Source organism: Pedobacter sp. CFBP9032 (assembly GCF_034045265.1).
Classification (GTDB): domain Bacteria; phylum Bacteroidota; class Bacteroidia; order Sphingobacteriales; family Sphingobacteriaceae; genus Pedobacter.
Genome location: NZ_JAXCWE010000012.1, coordinates 169522 through 189051 on the forward strand (window position 1 = coordinate 169522; position 19530 = coordinate 189051).

At 38.5% G+C, this 19530-nt stretch carries 16 protein-coding genes; 8 read left to right on the forward strand and 8 right to left on the reverse strand.

Translation table 11 applies throughout. The features are described 5' to 3' along the window. The first annotated feature begins 6 nt into the window (after positions 1-6). The 5 genes from SOM16_RS19510 (at position 7) to SOM16_RS19530 (ending at position 5472) form a co-directional block, all read left to right on the forward strand. Positions 7-615, forward strand: coding sequence for an HAD family hydrolase (locus SOM16_RS19510; protein WP_320465672.1), 609 nt, complete (start codon positions 7-9; stop codon positions 613-615). 3 nt (positions 616-618) lie between these two features. Continuing rightward, complete coding sequence (locus SOM16_RS19515) at positions 619-2127, forward strand: S41 family peptidase (protein ID WP_320465673.1); 1509 nt, start codon at positions 619-621, stop codon at positions 2125-2127. 143 nt (positions 2128-2270) lie between these two features. Next, entirely contained in the window at positions 2271-2537 is a 267-nt protein-coding gene (locus SOM16_RS19520; protein ID WP_320465674.1) for a hypothetical protein, read from the forward strand. A gap of 55 nt (positions 2538-2592) precedes the next feature. Further along, positions 2593-3687, forward strand: coding sequence for a DNA-processing protein DprA (gene dprA, locus SOM16_RS19525; protein WP_320465675.1), 1095 nt, complete (start codon positions 2593-2595; stop codon positions 3685-3687). A gap of 423 nt (positions 3688-4110) precedes the next feature. After that, a complete protein-coding gene (locus SOM16_RS19530; RefSeq protein WP_320465676.1) occupies positions 4111-5472 on the forward strand; it encodes a pyridoxal-phosphate dependent enzyme in 1362 nt (453 codons plus the stop codon). 162 nt (positions 5473-5634) lie between these two features. Here the strand turns inward: SOM16_RS19530 and SOM16_RS19535 are convergent, their stop codons facing one another. The 8 genes from SOM16_RS19535 to SOM16_RS19570 form a co-directional block, all read right to left on the reverse strand. Next, the gene (locus SOM16_RS19535) at positions 5635-6459 is read right to left on the reverse strand and encodes an AraC family transcriptional regulator (RefSeq protein WP_320465677.1); all 825 of its coding nucleotides are present in this window, start codon (positions 6457-6459) and stop codon (positions 5635-5637) included. Between the two features lie 2 nt (positions 6460-6461). Next, positions 6462-7433: an aldo/keto reductase gene (locus SOM16_RS19540; protein WP_320465678.1), complete on the reverse strand. Its 972-nt coding sequence runs from the start codon at positions 7431-7433 to the stop codon at positions 6462-6464. A 331-nt stretch (positions 7434-7764) separates the two neighbouring features. Continuing rightward, entirely contained in the window at positions 7765-9090 is a 1326-nt protein-coding gene (murA, locus tag SOM16_RS19545; protein ID WP_320465679.1) for a UDP-N-acetylglucosamine 1-carboxyvinyltransferase, read from the reverse strand. Positions 9091-9217: 127 nt separating this feature from the next. After that, the gene (locus SOM16_RS19550) at positions 9218-9910 is read right to left on the reverse strand and encodes a DUF4290 domain-containing protein (protein ID WP_320465680.1); all 693 of its coding nucleotides are present in this window, start codon (positions 9908-9910) and stop codon (positions 9218-9220) included. A 562-nt stretch (positions 9911-10472) separates the two neighbouring features. After that, complete coding sequence (locus SOM16_RS19555; protein WP_320465681.1) at positions 10473-10970, reverse strand: SixA phosphatase family protein; 498 nt, start codon at positions 10968-10970, stop codon at positions 10473-10475. After that, positions 10963-11994 carry a glycosyltransferase family 9 protein gene (locus tag SOM16_RS19560; protein WP_320465682.1) on the reverse strand — a complete coding sequence of 344 codons (1032 nt, stop codon included), beginning with the start codon at positions 11992-11994 and terminating at the stop codon, positions 10963-10965. Before SOM16_RS19560 ends, SOM16_RS19555 begins: the two co-directional genes overlap by 8 nt. A 261-nt stretch (positions 11995-12255) precedes the next feature. Then, positions 12256-12858, reverse strand: a complete 603-nt coding sequence (locus SOM16_RS19565; RefSeq protein WP_320465683.1) for a DUF4254 domain-containing protein — start codon at positions 12856-12858, stop codon at positions 12256-12258. A gap of 374 nt (positions 12859-13232) precedes the next feature. Beyond that, positions 13233-14909 carry a helix-hairpin-helix domain-containing protein gene (locus SOM16_RS19570; RefSeq protein WP_320465684.1) on the reverse strand — a complete coding sequence of 559 codons (1677 nt, stop codon included), beginning with the start codon at positions 14907-14909 and terminating at the stop codon, positions 13233-13235. Between the two features lie 269 nt (positions 14910-15178). On the opposite strand from SOM16_RS19570, the gene SOM16_RS19575 reads away from it, so the two are divergent. From SOM16_RS19575 to SOM16_RS19585, 3 genes are all read left to right on the forward strand, one after another. Then, positions 15179-16066 carry an SMP-30/gluconolactonase/LRE family protein gene (locus tag SOM16_RS19575; protein WP_320465685.1) on the forward strand — a complete coding sequence of 296 codons (888 nt, stop codon included), beginning with the start codon at positions 15179-15181 and terminating at the stop codon, positions 16064-16066. Between the two features lie 359 nt (positions 16067-16425). Beyond that, on the forward strand, positions 16426-16875 hold the full coding sequence (locus tag SOM16_RS19580; protein WP_320465686.1) for a hypothetical protein: 450 nt from the start codon (positions 16426-16428) through the stop codon (positions 16873-16875). A gap of 207 nt (positions 16876-17082) precedes the next feature. After that, the gene (locus SOM16_RS19585) at positions 17083-18399 is read left to right on the forward strand and encodes a rhamnogalacturonan acetylesterase (RefSeq protein WP_320465687.1); all 1317 of its coding nucleotides are present in this window, start codon (positions 17083-17085) and stop codon (positions 18397-18399) included. Positions 18400-19530 lie beyond the last annotated feature (1131 nt).

Here is a 19530-nt window from a genome sequence, read left to right on the forward strand (position 1 = left end):
GAGCATATGGAGATTTTTCAGTTATTAAAGAATAAGCAAGCTGTAATTTTCGAGTTAGATAATGTCTTATTTCCGGAGAAAGATTACCTGTTGCAAGTTTATTATCTTTTTGCACAATTTATTGAATATGCAGAGCAGAAGGAGGCCCAGCCAATTGTAGCATTTATGCGTTCAGCGTATGAGCAATCTGGTTCGGATGGGTTATTTGAAAAGACAGCAGCTCAATTCAAAATCGATCCAAAATATCAATATAACTTCGATTTATTGCATCAGAATGCCAGATTGCCATTAAAGCTTTTGCTTTTTCAGGAAATGCTCAAATTTCTTCAGGAACTGGTTGTAAACCGAATAAAAATCTTCATTGTTACGGCTGGAAATCCTGAACAACAACTCAATAAAATTAAACAAACGGAATGGAATGGGTTGGAACAATATCTAACCGTTTATTTTGCAGACGAATTGAAACAAACCAAGGCAGAGATTTTCCAGAACGTACTTAGCATTAATAATATATCTGCTGAACAAGCATTGGTAATCGGTGCAAATAATTTCGACGAAGCACAATCCAGATTAAGTAATTTACCGTATATTGAGTCACTAAAAATTTACAAATAAACTATGTTGAAAAAAGTTAGCGCACAAAATCTTTTTTGGTGTTTTTTACTGGTATCGGTTGGATTAATTACCTCTTGTAAAAAGGATTCTCCAGGCGAGGATACTCAATCTACCGTGCCAGATAAGAATAATTTACAAACGCCAACGACCAACCGTGATTTTTTAACACGGGATTCGATTTTTCTTTATGCCAAGCAAACCTATTTCTGGAATGTAGGAATGCCGGCTTACGATGATTTTAATCCCCGAAAATACAGTAACAATAATCAGGTTTTAGCTGCGCTAAAGGCATTGCCAAGCACGGGCGGTAAAGATAAATATTCTTTTATTGATGACGGTAGTGTTGCCAGCCAATTAGGTGGCGTAAGCGGCGACTACGGATTTTCTGCTAATTATGATAATGGGGACCTTCTACGTGTAAAATATGTTTATCCGGGATCTCCGGCAGCACTTGCAGGTTTAAAGAGGGGAAATATAATTACCATGGTAAACGGACGCTCAACTTCGAGATCCAGCCAGGCCAATATTGATAATTTAAATGATGGTATTTTTGGTAATAATCCAACAATTGCGCTAGCCATTACCAAAACCGATAATACGGTTCAAAATTTAGTAGTAGCCAGGGGATCGTATAATATTAATCCAATTTTATTCAGCAATACTTATACTGTAGGTGCTAAAAAGATTGGTTATATTGTGTTTAATAGTTTCACAACTAACGCTGTTCCGTTACTGGATGCGGCATTCAGCAAATTTGCAACGGATGGTGTTACCGAACTGGTTGTAGATTTGCGATATAATGGCGGTGGTTCTGTTGCAACATCTGAAGCGTTTACCAATTTGATTGCACCTTCTTCTCAAAACGGGAAAGTGATGTACACTACTTATTGGACCAAAACCATGCAGGATAAGCAAGCTACGATACTTCAGAATCAAAAGTTTTACGATACCAATTCAAGCGGAGTTAAAACTTTATTTTCGATGTTTGATTATGATTATAAGCCAACAGCAGCTGCCGGAAACCAGGAATTCTTTAAAAAGAGGGGATCACTTAATGGCTTAACAAGGGTTTATTTTTTGGTAACAAGCGGCACGGCTTCAGCTAGCGAATTACTGATCAACAACTTGAAACCAGTAATGGATGTGAAGTTAATTGGGCGTAAAACGTATGGGAAACCAGTTGGTTTCTTTTCGCTGCGTATAGATAAAAATGATTTATATATTCCTCAGTTCCAGACCAAAAATTCTGCAGATTTTGGTGATTATTTCGATGGGATGGCGGTAGATAAAGATCTTTCAGATGACTTAACAACTGATTTCGGCGATCCGGCTGAAAGCCTGCTTGCGCAAGCCCTTAATTATTCTGCTACAGGCCGTTTCACGTCATTTACAAAGGAAAATGCTTTAAGTAGTACTAACGGGGTTTCCAGGGTGCAGATTGATCAGGTAAACGAGAAATTAGATCACGAATTTAAAGGAATGGTAGAAACCAGGAAGCCGATTCTTAAATAATAATCTTAAAACCATTGACACACAGCCGGAAATAATTATTTAAGACTTTTTTTTGCTAAATATTACATTAAAAGCACTTTTAAGCTTGTTTTTTCTGCTAAAAATTAATAAGCTTGTTTAAGATTATTAGTTAGAAGCAGATTATGTCAATAGAAATTATAGCGAAAGAACATATAGAATATTTAAATATTATCAATGCCGGAGAAGATCACACTACCAACCTGAAAACAAAACTTGATGAAGCCCAGCGACTTGGAAATGAATTTAAATCAAAAGCTGTGATCACATTTAATACTACAATAGGTCCGAAACGTGTAGATACCACTGTTTGGGCCGTAACAGAAAAATATATTCAACTTAAAAACAACATCCATATTCCACTTACTAGCCTGATCGATATCGAGTTTTAGGTTGCTTTTTAAGGAAATAAATCATCCCGCATTTATTAACCTTAACCTAAAATGAATGAGTACGCTCCACAAAATCGCTTTAACTTTTATAAAGTCTATTGGTCCTGTCAATGCAAAAAACTTATTGGCTTATTGCGGAAGTGCCGAAGCGGTATTTTCAGCCAACAGGAAACAGTTATTACAAATTCCAGGAATAGGGGATAAAACGATTGATGCAATTTTAAATACAGATGCCTTAAAAAGAGCAGCGGAAGAACTCATATTTGTAGAAAAGCATGGAATAGAAGTTTTATTTTTCTCTGATGATAACTATCCCAGGAGATTAAAACATTGTGTTGATTCGCCAATTTTACTTTATTTTAAAGGCAAAGCTGATCTTAATCATCCACGCATCATCAGTGTAGTGGGTACAAGAAATGCAACTGATTACGGAAGGAATATTTGTAAACAACTTGGTGAAGTGCTATCTGCTTATAACGTTTTAGTGGTTAGTGGTTTAGCTTATGGAATTGACGTTACTGCTCATAAAGAATGCATTGCAAATGAGATCACCACTGTTGGTGTGCTGGGCCATGGCTTAGACCGGCTTTACCCACAGATTCATAAAACCGTTTCACAGAAAATGGTATTAAATGGTGGCCTGCTTTCCGAATTTCCAACGTTAACAAATCCTGATCGGCAAAATTTTCCTCAGCGAAACCGGATCATTGCCGGTATTGCAGATGCAACCATTGTGGTGGAGGCATCTATCAAAGGAGGTGCACTGATTACCGCCGAAATCGCAAATTCTTATAATAAAGATGTTTATGCTTTTCCGGGGAGAACAAATGATGTTTTCTCTGAAGGATGCAACTTCCTCATTAAAACAAACCGTGCCGGATTAATTAACCATGCAAATGATTTAATTTATTACCTGGGTTGGGATAACGAGGTGAAGGAGAAGAAAAAAAATGCACAGACTACGCTGAAACTAAACCTTACAGTAAATGAACAGAAAGTAGTAGATCTTCTGCAGTCTGGTCAGCTGGCAATTGATGAAATATGTGTTCACTTAAATATCCAGCAAAGTAAATTAGCAATCGTTTTACTTACTTTAGAAATGCAGGGCATTATTGTTTCTTTGCCGGGTAAGGTTTATAAGTTGTTATAAGAGATGCGGTTAGTTTTGGTCAATTGAAATGCTATAATATAACTTGAATGGTTTTTCCTTCCATCATTTCCTATGCCCGGTGGAAGAATAGAAATAGCAGGCCAATCGCTAGATGAGAAAAATATTTTTTCTGCGCGCTTCCTCCTACAGGAAAAAGAGGCTGACAGGAGGGTCAGGATTCCGGTTGTATATTGGGATGAACTATCTCTCGCAGGTGATTTGATGAAGATTTTCAGCATAATTTACCGCTGGAATTTATTAAAATCAAAAATCATAATTACATTTCACCCAATAATCAATCTAGAATGCCTATCATTTTTATAGAATATGCAATAAAATTCTATTTAATATGAATTTTCAAAATTATATTTCAAATAAAACATTAGTGATAAAATACTTAATGCCTTTGCTTAATTTTGTATCATGTGGTATAATAATATTTTAGAAACTATCGGCAACACGCCTTTGGTAAAATTAAATACAATAACGAAAAACGTTCCGGGTACAATTTTAGCCAAAATAGAAACTACCAATCCAGGCAATTCTATCAAAGATCGCATGGCGATTAAAATGATCGAAGATGCAGAGAAGAGTGGAAAGTTAAAACCAGGTGGAACCATTATTGAAGGAACATCCGGAAATACAGGAATGGGGTTGGCTATGGCTGCCATTGTTAAAGGCTACAAATGTATTTTCACCACAACAGATAAACAATCTAAAGAAAAGGTTGATGCCTTACGCGCCTTTGGTGCCGAAGTAATTGTTTGTCCTACAAACGTTGAACCAGAAGATCCACGTTCTTATTATTCTGTTTCTTCTCGCTTGGAAAGGGAAGTTCCAAATTCCTGGAAACCAAATCAGTATGATAATTTAGCCAATTCACAGGCACATTATGAGCAAACCGGACCTGAGATCTGGGAGCAGACCGAAGGTAAAATAACACACCTTGTTGTTGGTGTTGGTACCGGCGGAACCATCTCAGGCACAGGTAAATATTTAAAGGAAAAAAATCCAAATATTAAAATTTGGGGGATTGATACTTATGGGTCAGTTTTTAAAAAATATAAGGAAACAGGCATTTTCGATAAAGATGAAATTTATCCATATATCACCGAAGGAATTGGCGAGGATTTTTTACCAGCCAACGTAAACTTTGATGTGATCGACTTATTTGAAAAAGTAACGGATAAAGATGCCGCCCTAATGACACGTGATATCGCCCGTAAGGAAGGTATTTTTGTTGGAAATTCAGCTGGAGCAGCAATTGGTGGGTTAATTCAGTTGAAAGATCAGTTAAAGCCTGAAGATATTGTGGTGGTTATTTTTCATGATCATGGAAGCCGGTACATGGGCAAAATGTATAATGAAGATTGGTTACGCGAACGTGGATTTTTGCAGGATGAAAAACTAACTGCAAAATCGATTTTAGCTAAAAAAGAAGCCACTGAAATTGTAACACTTGATGCTACGAAATCTGTTTTAGAAGCGATTAACACGATTAAATCAATGAATATTTCTCAAATTCCAGTTACGCAACAAGGAATGATTGTTGGGAAAATTGCCGAAAGTGAGATTTTAACGGCTTTGCTGGAGAATCCGGGTTTAAAGTCTGCACAAATATCAGAAATCATGACAGCTACCTTCCCATTTGTTGATTTGAATACCTCTATCGATAAAATTTCATCGCTGATTAACAGAGAGAACTCTGCCGTATTGGTTGAAGATGAATCTGGTAAAATTGAGATTATTACGCAGTACGATATTATTAATGCGATATCTGGATAGGAGAACTGCTTAATTGCAACCACTCGGTGTGGGTGAAATTAAAATCACTAAGGCTGTATCAGAGTCTCGAAATTTCATGCTGAGCCTGTCGAAGAGATTTGTAAAGATTTCTTCACTATTCTTCGACAAACTCAGCGTGATAGATTTCAATATGAGTTACATTTATGATACAGCTTCATACTTTAGCATAGAAGGTGATCTGCCAAACTTTTTCTTAAATGCGTTGGAGAAGTGCGCTAAACTTTCAAAACCCAGGCTCAAGTAAATGATCGAAGGCTTTTGGTGCTTCGTTTCGATGAGATGTTTTGCTTCGTTTAATCGCTTCTCTTGCAACCAACGACGTGGTGGTAAGTCAAAAGTTTTCTTAAAATCGCGTTTAAAAGCTGCCAGGCTGCGGCCGGTAAGCACTGCAAATTTTTCGACTGGGATATTGAATTGAAAGTTGTTGCGCATGAACTTTTCCAGGTCTATTTTGTAAGGTTCTGAAAAATCAAATAAAAGGTTTCGCAGTTCTGGTAGCGCAAGTAAAAGTAATTTTATTCCTTCTTTCAGTTTCATTATTCCCATTTTATCTGTCATACTTGCGCCTGAACTCCTGGCGTAGGGCACAATAGATTGAAAATATCCTTCGAGATATTCGTTAGTTGGAATGAGGAGGTTTGACGGTCCGATATATTTCTGGTTCGGTTCAATATTTTCTTCCAATACGATTTTCCTTAATACATCCTCCTGCAGAGATATTACAATGGTTTCGTAATTCGCCCCAGATACAGGTGTTTTAATCAGCTTACCCAATTGATTTTTGCCAATCAACAACATTTCTCCTCCAGTCATCGAAATATTTTGTGTCGATGTTTCCAAAGTCAAATCTCCGGAAACCTGCAGTATTAGCGTATGGTGATTCCATAAACATACCTTCTCTTTCCGCTCAGCTGAGAGATAAGAATAAAAGATTACACCAGGTAGGATTTCTGCAGGGCTTGTCATGATTACCGTTGTAAATAAGTTTCGCCACGGATAGCGCCAACTGCAAATGTAGTGTTTAACGTGTTCATTTCTTCCGGTGTAAATACAATATCTAAAGCTTCCATGTTTTCTGGCAAGCGCGACCTACGACTCATGCTCACAAGTGGCATAATTTCATCGCCCTGTTCTTTCACCCACGCAATAGCAAGTTGCGTCGGACTAATGCCCTTTTTGCCTGCCATTTGTTTTAAAAATTCAACTTTTTCCAGATTATGCATGAGGTTATCACCTTGGAAACGGGAGAAATGGTTGCGGTAATCATTTTCATTAAGTGGTGCTTTCAATTCGCCAGTTAATAAACCTTCGGCTGTATTTGCAAAAGCCACTACTGTAATATCTAATTCTTTTGCAACCGGGAGCAATTCCCTTTCTATCTGTCGGTCGGCAAGTGAATAGCCAATTTCCAGCGCGCTGATTGGATAAATGCTGTTGGCCTGACGCAATTGCTCAGCCGTAATCTCGGATACGCCAATGTATCTGACTTTTCCTTCTTTAACCAAATCTGCAACTGTGCCAATAATATCCTCAACGGGAACACTGTTGTCCATTCGGCAGGGCTGGTAAAGGTCGATAGTCTCAATACCCAGTCGGGTAAGGGAGTAGTTGATAAAGTTCTTAATCGCAATAGGGCGCAAATCTATTCCTAATGCCTGGCCGTTATGAAAAATAGCACCGAACTTTACACTAACGAAGGCATCGTCTCGACGCCCTTTAATTGCTTTCCCTATCAGCAACTCGTTGTGACCTGCACCATAAAAGTCTCCTGTATTCAGGAAATTGATTCCCAAATCCAAAGCTTCATTAATTGTTGCAATACTTTCTTTTTTATCAGGTGTAGAACCACCCCAGATAGAAGACATGCGCATACAGCCTAAACCAAGTTTGGAAACTAGCGGGCCGTTCTTACCCAATTGAATTTTTCTAATGTTTTTCATCTCACAAAGATCAGTTATCAAAGTCAATAGTGGTTTTCTGTACGGCTCAAATAAGTTGTATGCATGGCTCATTTAGATTTGATTCTGATCGGTCTAATCTACTCTTTACGCAAAACGCCCAGGTAAAAAATATTACCCGGGCGCTCTGTTTAGCTTCAGCCTTTAAGCTTTTCTACTTTTGCCTTTGCGCTTAGTCTGTCAGCTTTATGCTTTCGTCTTTCAGCTTTGTTCTTTCTGCTTTGATCTTTCAGCTTTGGTCTTTCTACTTTAGTCTTTCTGCTTTCGTCTTTCAGCTTTGTTCTTCCTGCTTTGATCTTCCTGCTTTAGTCTCTTAATGGCTTGGCGCATCAGCATTCACACGCTTAATTTGCGCACCTAAGGCACGTAAACGCGTATCAATATCCTGATAACCACGCTCAATCTGTTCGATATTATAAATGGTAGATTTACCTTCAGCAGATAAAGCCGCAATTAACAATGAAACGCCTGCTCTAATGTCAGGAGAGGTCATACTGATTCCACGCAGTTTATATTTTTTGTCGATACCATTTACCGTTGCACGGTGTGGATCGCAAAGGATAATCTGCGCACCCATGTCGATTAATTTATCAACGAAGAATAAACGACTTTCGAACATTTTCTGGTGAATTAATACGTTTCCTTTCGCTTGTGTGGCTACTACCAAAACGATACTCAACAAATCAGGCGTAAAACCTGGCCATGGAGAATCGGCAATGGTTAAAATAGAACCATCAATAAACGTGTCAATTTCATAGTGTTTTTGAGATGGAACATAAATATCATCACCTCTTCGTTCCAATTTAATTCCTAATTTTTTAAATACTTCAGGAATTACACCCAGCTCGTCATAACAAACATTTTTAATGGTGATTTCCGATTCTGTCATGGCTGCCATACCAATGAAAGATCCGATTTCAATCATATCAGGCAACATTCTGTGTGATGTACCACCTAAAACTTTAACCCCTTCAATGGTTAATAAATTCGAACCAATACCTGTAATTTTTGCACCCATGCGATTTAGCATTTTACAAAGTTGCTGTAAATATGGTTCGCAGGCGGCGTTGTAAATGGTGGTTGTTCCTTTAGCTAAAACGGCAGCCATTACAATGTTTGCAGTGCCGGTTACAGATGCTTCATCTAGCAGGATATACGCACCTTGTAAGTTTGTCGCGTCAACATTAAAAAATGCTTTCTTGCTATCGTAAACGAACTTTGCGCCTAATTTTTCGAAACCAATAAAGTGCGTATCCAGTCTTCTACGGCCGATTTTATCACCTCCAGGTTTAGGAATAGCCGCTCTGCCAAAGCGAGCTAAAAGTGGACCAACAATCATAATTGAACCCCGTAATCCTCCGCCTTTGGCTTTGAAAATGTCAGATTCAAAGAAATTTAAGTCAATGTTTTTAGCCTCGAAAGTGTAAGTGTCTTTATCAATTCGCTCCACAACAACACCTAGGTCGCCCAACAATTCAATCAGTTTATTTACATCTTTAATATCTGGAATATTGCTGATGGTTACCTTTTCTTCTGTAAGTAACACTGCTGATAAAATTTGCAAAGCTTCGTTTTTGGCACCCTGAGGAGTAATTTCGCCTTTTAATTTAATGCCGCCAGTGATCTCAAATGCGTTCATATATTTTTTTTGTAGTGAGTATCTAGTGTTTAATGTTAAGTAGTATCGGGTATTGAGTAGTGAGTATCAAGCAGTAAGTTAGGTTAACCATTTTTACCTTCTGACTTCTACCTTTTTACCTTTCTCCTTAATATTTAGGTTTATTATTACTTCTTCCGCGATTGTTGTTGTTATTAGTATTATTTTGTCGGTTTTTTCCGTTGTTATTATTGGTGTTGTTGCTTCTGCCACGGTTATTATTGTTGTTATTCTGGCGTGGATTTGGCGCCCTGAATTCGACCTTAGCTAAATTAACTCCCTCATCAAGAGATAATAAACCACCTGAAAGATATTTTAGATCTTTAATAATCGTTTCATCAGAAACATTATCCTTATTCCAGGTTACATAGGCCATTTTCATAAAGTTTGCAATTCCCTGAACCATTACTTTTCTACGGTCCGGATCTTGTTCTCCCATGGCTTTTTCAATCAGTCCCTCAACCGTTTTGCCATAATGTTTATAAGTAATCCGTCGTTGAGGATAAGCCAAAGGCTCAGGTTTAACGTAAGCATTTTCAATTAATGGCTTAGGATATGGACTATCTACATCAATCTGATAGCCAGAAATAATGTGTAAGTGATCCCAAAGCTTGTGTTTGAAATCGGCAACATCACGTAAATGCGGTTGCAGGAAGCCCATCAGGTCAATTACGGCCTGGGCATATTTATTACGTTCTTCAATAGTTGGTAACTCACAAATGTATTTTACCATATTTTGAACATTACGGCCATATTCAGATAATATCAAATGGCTTCGAGTAGTATTATAATCAAAATTCATGTACAGATAATTTAATGGATAAATCTTCCGGCGATACGAATTATGAAATAACCAGAGGAGATGAGGTTATGAATTCACCGAAATGTCTATTGCCGGACTTTCGTTTTATATAGGATCAAATATAGTTAAATTTAGTATTCCGTTAGTAAGATTCATGATTTTATTTAAAACGTCGAAGTTTTGTAGTAGATAGAGATTTTCGCTACACGCAGTATAACTGGCGGGAATAGGTTGGGAATCCTTCATTTCGTTATGAATGGCAGGCTGTAGAATTAGGATGGTAAATCCACTGCATAAGAAATGTTGATAGAAAATTTCCGTTTACACTTTGTTTCCGTGTATTCTGTGTTTCCGTGGCAAAAAATATCATTCCTCATTACACCCTGCAATGCCCTTTGAGCTTGATTGAGTATTTGTATTAATGACGGTTTATTTCGGACTAACTGATTTGGAATAGGTTCTTAACACATAAGTTTTGTGGATTTCTCAGCTTCGGTCGAAAAGATTATTTTTTTAAACCCCACTGACAACTTCCATATATTCTCTGTTTCCGTGGCAAATATTACATCTCATCACTATTCTTCGGATAATCAAAGAAAATCATTTCCCCGGTTCCCTTACTTACCATTGTCCATGACTCAAAAGGGAAAGAAATCAGTACCATTCCAGCGGTAGGAATATTATAAAGATCAGCATCGCTCAACGCATTGGCCAGATCTGTAAAACCTGGATTATGACCAAACATGATAACAGTATTTGCTTCATTATTTAAACTGTTAATTATGCGAAGCAATGTTTTGGAGTCTGCTTCATAAATTGCTTCTTCGAACTGGATCTGCTCAGTTTTATAAGCTTCTGCAAAATATTTAGCGGTTGTTTTTGCACGTTTCGCCGGACTGCTCACCATTAAATCAAACTTAAAACCCTTGTTAAGTAAACGCCCGGCCATTTCCGGTGCATTCTCTTTTCCGCGTTTATTTAATGGCCTATCAAAATCTTTTAAATCTAAATTTCCCCAGTCCGATTTACCGTGCCGAACCAATAGTAATTGCTTAGCCATTTAAGTTGTCTTTAATTTTATTTACAATAGTTTGTGGCTCAATTAAGTCCATACAATTTTCAACACCACACCTACACGGTTTGTTTCCATAAATTGAATTCGGCCTTGACGGGTGGTCGACCTGTACGCAATTATCCTCTGATTGACCGTAACCTAAAAAACCTGCATAAGGATGCGTTGGCCCCCAAACTGAAACCACGGGTATACCCATCAGGGAGGACATGTGCATTCCAGAAGAATCCATGCTTAACATGATATCAAGATTGGAGATGATGGCAAGCTCTTCTGTAAGGTCGAAATTTCCAATTAAGTTGTGGGTGTGTGCATAACTATTCGCCCAGTTTTCAGCAATGGCTTGTTCTGATTTTCCACCTCCAAAAATAAAAAGTTCGAAATCCATTGAACTCAAAGAAGCAATTACCTGTTCCATTTTTTCTAAAGGATAAACCTTATAAAGGTGCTGTGCGAAAGGGGAGATGCCTATTTTTTTTACTGACAGCTGGTTAAATAATTTAGTCGCTTTTGAAGGTAATTTCTGAGAATTTTGCTTTAACAGATGACTCAAATGAAGGGTAAAGCCTAAATTCCGAAAAACATCCGCGTAACGCTCAACAGTTTGGCGAAGTGGTTTAAAGATTTTGTTTTCTGAACGGGTCAGTGCTTTTTTCTCTGCTCTACCCTTATCGAGGCGTTTAATTTTTACACCTGTTAAGCGAAAGAAAGTGCAAACCGTACGACTGCGTAAATTATCATGCAAATCGGCAATTGCAGTTGGCTGATATTTGCGCAGTTCCTGGTAAAGCTTATACAACCCGATAATACCTTTGTGAATGATTTTGGGTTGAATGGCATGGAAAACTACATTTGGAATGTCGTTGAAGAAGGGCTTAAACGCCTCGCGACTTACCATAACAATCTCTTTTTTTGGATTTTGCGCAACAAATTCTTTTAAAACCGAGGCCACCATCGCCACATCGCCCATTGCCGAAAAACGTAAAACGATAATTGTATTTTTAGATGGCATTGGGTTTTGTAGTGTTGAGTGGTAGGTGTGGGGTGGTAAGTAGAGAGTTGTAAGTAATAAGTATTAAGTAGCGAGTATCAAGTAGTAAGTATCAAGATAGGGCGGTTTATATGGCTTTCTGCTTTAGGCTTTTCGCTTTTTGCTCCCTAGTATCAAGTAGTAAGTATCAAGTATCAAGATAGGGCGTTTTACCTGGCTTTCTGCTTTTAGCTTTAATCTTTTAGCTTTTATCTTTTCGCTTTAATCTTTCTGCTTTCTGCTTTAATCCTTCTTGTACAACACCGGGTTTAAACTTGGATCGTTATACATTTTCATTTGTTTATACACTTTCATGTACTTTTTTCCAGCTTCGATATCCACTAAGAGCTCATCGATACTGGTGGAAAGGTCATCGCGTTGCGACAATAAAATATTCAATTTAGTTCCGCATTGCTCACGGTGCGCTGCTGAAGCGGTTTCGCGCTCCGCCTCTTCCTTCATATGATAAATTTTCAAAGCTAAAATTGAAAGTCTGTCAATTGCCCACGCCGGACTTTCCGTGTTAATTCTGGCATCAGGTAAAGCCACTATTCCCTGATATAAATTCAAGAAATAACCATCTATAAACTCCACCATATCGGTACGGACCTGGTTTTGGGCATCGATGCGTCTTTTCCAGCTTAAACCTTCCACCGGGTCGATGTTTGGATTACGAACCACATCTTCCATATGCCATTGCGCCGTGTCGATCCAGTTTTTAATGTATAAAAGGTGTTCTAAACTTTCGGCATCGTACAGGTTGTTTACAGGTTGGTCGATATCATCAAATTGGTGATAATCTGTAATTACTTCATTAAATATGCGGTTGGCAATTTCACTGATCATGAGGCAAAGATATTAAAAGATTTCCTTCGGGTAAATTACATAGGTTTTTTTCCTGCGGGTTGATGCCTTCGGATTGATACCTTCGGGTTGATTACACAGATATATGGATTACACAGATAAAAGGATTATAATAACTGAGATTTATTTTCTAACCCACACTAACCGATTCTAACCCATACTAACCTTTTCTAACCGCTAACCCACACCATCTTTACTACACAGATAAAAGGATTATAATAACTGAGATTTCATTTTCTAACCCATACTAACCCTTCTAACCCATGCTAACCTTTTCTAACCGATACTACTCTTTTCTAACCCACACTAAACTTTTCTAACCCCTCTACCCATACTAACCTTTTTCACCGCCTAACCTAACCCTTCTTCCTGCCAAAATACGCCGTTATCTCGGCTAGAGAAAAAGCGTTCAGACATTTATCAGCGCTTAAACCACCCTTTCTGGCTACCAATACGCCAAATCGTGTATCATGGAAACCATCTGTCCTGTGTGCATCCGGATTAATGGAAAGCAATACGCCTTTTTCTAATGCATAGCGGTGCCAGCGCCAATCTAAATCTAAACGTAATGGGTTTGCGTTAATCTCAATTACTACACCGTTAGCGGCACAGGCATCTATAATTTTCTTATAATCGATGGGGTAACCTGCGCGACTGAGCAATAATCTGCCTGTCGGGTGGCCCAAAATAGTGGTATGTGGATTTTCAATCGCCTTTAATAAGCGGTTAGTAGCTTTAGCTTCGTCCATTCTTAAATTGCTGTGCACAGATGCCACCACAAAATCGAATGTTTTTAGAATCTCTTCCGAATAATCTAGAGAACCATCGCTTAAAATGTCACTTTCAATGCCCTTAAAAATTTTAAAAGGGGCTAGTTTTTTGTTCAGTTCGTCAATTTCCTGCTGTTGACCAAATACCCGTTGCTCATTTAATCCCTTAGCGTAAACAGCTGTTTTGGAGTGGTCGCAAATTCCGAAATATTCCAAGTTTAATACCTCCTTACAATACAGGGCCATTTGCTCCAAAGTATGCACGCCATCGCTCCAGGTAGAGTGATTGTGCAAGCTGCCTTTTAAATCTTCGTTGGTAATTAAAACAGGTAATTGATTGGTTTTAGCAAGTTCAATAATATCTACATCTTCACGTAGTTCAGGTTCAATAAATGCTAATCCAGCCTTGCTGTAAATTTCATTTTCGTTTGCAAATGGTCCTTTACCAGCAAGCTGAAGTACTTTTTCTACATGATCACTATTTCCGGTTTGTTTAAACCATTCCAGATAAAAGTCTGCTTTGTCTGCGACGAAAATTTTCACTCTTAAACCTGATTCAGTGGTAGCAAAAAAGGCATCTTCGCCCGCAATGAGCGATAGGGAATTAAATAAAGGTAAATTCTCCTGTACATTTTCCATATTTTCTGCGCCAATTACAAATTCGAGTTCATCTATAATCTCGCAGGCACGACGATATTGTCCGGCAAAACCCAAAGAAGAATGATTGTCTACCGTAATCAGCCATTCAGAAATTTGAGCAAACAAGCTATTGGCAAAGCCTTCTACTTTTGCGTACAGGAATCGCCCGTTTGCAGCAAGTTTAAATTCAATGGCATTTTTTATCTCTTCCTGCGTTTTTAAGCCGAAGCCTTTTGCCTCAATCAGGCGGTTTTCGTTGCAGGCATAATAGAGTTCTCCAATGCTTTCAATTCCGAGTACTCGCCAGATAATGAGAATTTTCTTAGGACCAATCCCTTTAATGCCCAGCATTTCGATAATACCATCTGGCGTTTGGCCAATAATTTCCTTCAGTTCTTTAAGTTCACCGGTTTGAAGCAGTTCGATGATTTTTGAGGCCAAACCTTTACCAATCCCTTCTATTTTATCAATATCTTCGATCGGCTTATCTTTCAAAGCAAAAGGTAATTTGTCTACTTTAAAATAAGCATTGGCAATTGATTTTATTTTGAAGGGATTCTCTTCATGCAGTTCCATTAACTGCGATAGAAACCGTAAAGTACGGGCGATGGTCTTGTTTTCCATAAAGTGTAAAATTAGAAAATAAAGCGTAAAACTGATGCGGGAGCCAATTTTTCAAACAGCAGTAATGAAGGTATTGTTGCACAGACTTAAACTGGTAAGTCCATCATTCGGGCCGTAACCCTTGGTTTGAGATGTTAAATAATAGGCTTATCTACTGGCTGATGCACTGAAAAATGATTCCATTTTAAATCTGCATTTCACTTCGCATAAGCAAACCTACTTGCGAGACGGGAAAATTATCTCCATTTTGCGATCCCTAATTTGAAATTATGAAACGATATTTATTTATCATGCTGGCTATAGCTCTTAGTACAACCGCATTTTCCCAATCCATGAAACCTGTTTTTATACAGGATAGCCTAAAGCTGATTTCTTCTCAATTCGAGTTTACGGAAGGTGCGTCTGTAGATAAACAAGGGAATATTTTTTTTACGGATCAACCGAATGATCAGATCTGGAAATATGACACGGCAGGTAAATTAAGCTTATTTATGGACAAATCGGGAAGGGCAAACGGAACCTATTTTGATAAAAAAGGCAACCTAATTGTATGTGCAGATGAACAAAATGAAATCTGGTCTATCAGTATGAATAAAAAAATAAAGGTTTTATTCTCCACTTATGAGGGGAAAAAAGTAAACGGACCTAATGATCTCTGGATAGATGCAAAAGGTGGTATTTATTTCACCGATCCTTATTATCAGCGTAATTACTGGATAAGAAAAGCTTCGGCACTTAACGGCGAAAAGGTGTATTATCTTCCGAAAGGGAAAAAGACCGCAAAAATAGTTGCTGATAAAATGGTCCGGCCGAATGGTATTGTTGGAACACCGGATGGGAGGTATTTGTATGTTGCCGATCGACAAGCTGATGTTACTTATCGTTATGACATTAATAGCGATGCATCTTTAAGTAACCAAACACTTCTTTTTAAGCAGGGATCAGACGGGATGACATTGGATATTGATGGAAACATCTACATTACCGGAAAAGGTGTTGATATCTATAAACCAAATGGAGAGAAAATTAGCCATATTGATGTTCCTGAAGATTGGTGTGGAAATATTTGCTTTGGCGGACCAAATCGTGATACACTTTTTATTACCGCTTCGAAGTCGCTCTATAGTATTAAAACGACAACTAAAGGTGTTGAATAACAGTAGCTTAAGTTTCTTTATAGCTTCTATTCATGCTGAATGCTAAAAATGAACTGATTTTTTTTTTGTTCACTTTATTCATACGCCTAAAATATAAAAGTGATTATCTAGTTTTGGGCTCCTACTTATAGGGATAGACAACTAAAAAAAGCCCTTTCAGGATTGAAGGGCTTTTTCTTTTTTATCCGTTTTATCAGACAAAGTACAGCACAGATGTTATACAGATTCTCACAGATTTTAGTTAGAAAGGGTGAGATGTGTAGAATACTGTGCAATAAGTTTACAGTTTTCGATCATAATGGATGTGCCAGGTTAAATTAACATTGGCCTGAGCTAGCTTTGTGGCATATCTCCTCAAAATGAAAAGGTTATCATTTCTATTCTTGCTTGTATTAATTTCTGTAAAGCTAAGCGCACAGCAAAATTCGAATGTTTTAGCTGCTAAAGTAATTTATAATGCGGTTTACAATCAGGAAAAAGGGATAAAAATTTATCCAAAACTGCAGGACCTTCTCAATACAAATGCAGATTTATTGGTTAATACCTGTTTTTACCTCGAAAATGGGAAGGAGTTAAAAAACTTCTACAATCTTTATTGTTGCGAAAGTGGGAAAGTATTTGCAGCAAATCAGCAACATGCTCCCGAAAATCGATCGTCGGCAGACCAGGTATTCATCTTCATTCCTTATGCACAGCTCAACCTAAGTAAGCGGAAAGTGCATAAAGTTAAATTTGCCTTAAATGCTTTGAGGGATAATCAGTTAGCAAAATCGAGCAAATTCTACCATAGCATTATCAATATGCTTTAGCCAATGGCGATTTCGTTAATGTTGCAGTTGAACGGGTAACTACAGGATGGCTTGAATGATAACTTTGTGCATATTTGAATGCTACAATGTTTTTAGATGGCGCTAACCAAATTTTAAGAACGACGTTTATCTATCATGATTACGCGTTTACATGCCATTTAAATGCTGCGCTAACCTTTATAAACTGATGAAATGCCCATGAACGTGATGAGAATATTTTTTATCAATATTTTGATGATGCTATCTTTTAATGCATCATTTGCACAACAAACCAGCTTTAAATTTGACTTTGGTTTGGGTAAAACGGCAAAAAATTCTATCCGCATCCTTCCAGAAACCCGGTTTGAAGATGGCAAAAAATATGGCTTCGATTTCGGTTCTAATGTGGTGGCGGTAAATCATGTGGGGAAAAATGCCTTGACACGAGATGGAGTAAAAAGCGAAAAACCCTTTTACTTTTCAGTTGCAGTTCCTGAAGGAAATTACCTGGTTACGGTAACTTTAGGCGATAAGAAAGAACCGACCTCAACCACTGTAAAAGCCGAATCGCGTAGATTAATGTTAGAAAATGTGATAACGAAAGGTGGTCAGTTTCTAACTAAATCCTTCATCGTAAATATCAAAAATAGAAATATCACAGGTGGACAGGTGGTTTCCTTAAAACCTCGTGAATTAACAAAGCTGGATTGGGATGATAAACTTACCCTGGAATTTGATGGTAAAACTGCCTTAGCAGCTTTAGAAATTAAAAAGGTAGAAAACCAGATTACCGTGTTTTTAGCAGGAAATTCTACCGTAGTTAACCAGGAGGATGAGCCTTGGGCATCGTGGGGGCAAATGATTCCTCGGTTTTTTAAACCTGGCGTAGCTATTGCCAATCATGCAGAATCTGGTTTAACACTCGGCTCTTTTATTGGTAGTAAGCGATTGACTAAGGTAATAAGTGTGATGAAACCTGGTGATTACCTTTTTGTCGAATTTGGGCATAATGATCAGAAAGATAGGGGCCTCAACGATGGTGCTTATAAATCTTATACCGAGAGATTGAAAATCTTTATTGCAGAAGCGAAGAAAAAGGGTGGTATTCCAGTAATTGTGACCTCAACTAGCAGGCGATCTTTTGATTCGACGGGGAAAGTTCAGAACACTTTAGGTGATTTCCCGGAGGCTGCCCGAAAGGTAGCAAAAGATGAAAATGTAGCATTGATTGACCTGAACGCTATGACTGCTCAATTATTTAATGCGCTGGGCGAGGAACAATCTAAAAAGGCACTGGTCCACTATCCCGCAAACAGCTATCCAGGTCAAGACAAGCCATTGGCCGATAATACGCACTTTAATCCCTACGGTGCTTACGAAATTGCGCAATGTGTAATTTTGGGTATTCAGGATCAGAAACTGGGCTTAATGAAATTTTTGGTTGATGATTTACCTAAATTTAATCCATCAACGCCTGATGATCCTTCGGTTTGGAAGTGGCCTGAGAGTCCGAGAAGTAGTTTGGTAAAGCCGGATGGGAATTGAGTTGGAATTCTACTCCATTAGAGGGTTGCTCGCAGCGTGGTTTTTGAACTGAGTGTTTTTCCGCTGCGCTTGGCTTGCCTCGGCTGGCCGCCGAAGGGCTCTTACTTTTTTGCTTGATCAAAAAAGTAACAAAAAAATCAAGGCTTGGATCTGATGTCGGATAAATTCGTTCAAGCTTTGAGGGCGGCAGCACAAGCCGCGATGAAAAATCGCGGAGTGCGCGCTGCCTTGGGTAGTGGTTGGGTGAAAGTTTTTGCAGAAGCTTTAACGTTTTCTCCTTCCATCATTTCCTAGGCCGGATAGCGAGGTGGCCATAACGATGTTGCTATCTAGCGAAGCGAAGGGTTCCTGCATTTTTGTCTAGTGCCTTAAATAAAATCAGAACCTTTTTTATACGTCATTCCACGAACGGTGGGTTAAAGCGATCGTCATCCTGAACTTGATTCAGGACCTATGGTTTGATGTTTTTTAATCGCTAGGTGAGCAAAGTTCCTTCGAGGAAAGTTGCCGCTAGGCGGATAGGGGGTTTCTCGCTGCGCTTGGCTTGCCTCGGCTGACCGCCGAAGAGCTCTTACTTTTTTGCTTGATCAAAAAAGTAACAAAAAAATCAAGGCTTGGATCTGATGTTGGATTAGCGCGTCGAAATTTAATTGGCGGTAGCGCAAGGGCTCGATTTGCTTTGTAATGAAGATTTGTTTTAGGAGCCGTTCGCGCTACCTTGGGTTGTGAGGAAATTTGAACATTGGTGCAAAAATTTCAACAGCTTCTCCTTCCATCATCTCCTATGCCGGAAGCAGGGTGGCCATAGCGAGGTTGTTATCGTGAGTTACGAAAGATTCCTGTGTTTTTCTCTAATGCTATCAATGAACACCGAACCTTTTTTATACGTCATTCCACGAACGGTGGGTTAAAGCGATCGTCATCCTGAACTTGATTCAGGACCTATGGTTTGATGTTTTTTAATCGCTAGGTGAGTAAAGTTCTTATCACACGCCCTTCGGGGAAAGGTGCCGCTAGGCGGATAGGGATCTTTCCCGCTGCGCTTGGCTTGCCTCGGCTGGCCGCCGAAGGGCTTGTTCTTTATTCTTGATAATAAAGAACCAAACAATCAAGGCTTGGATCTGATGTTGG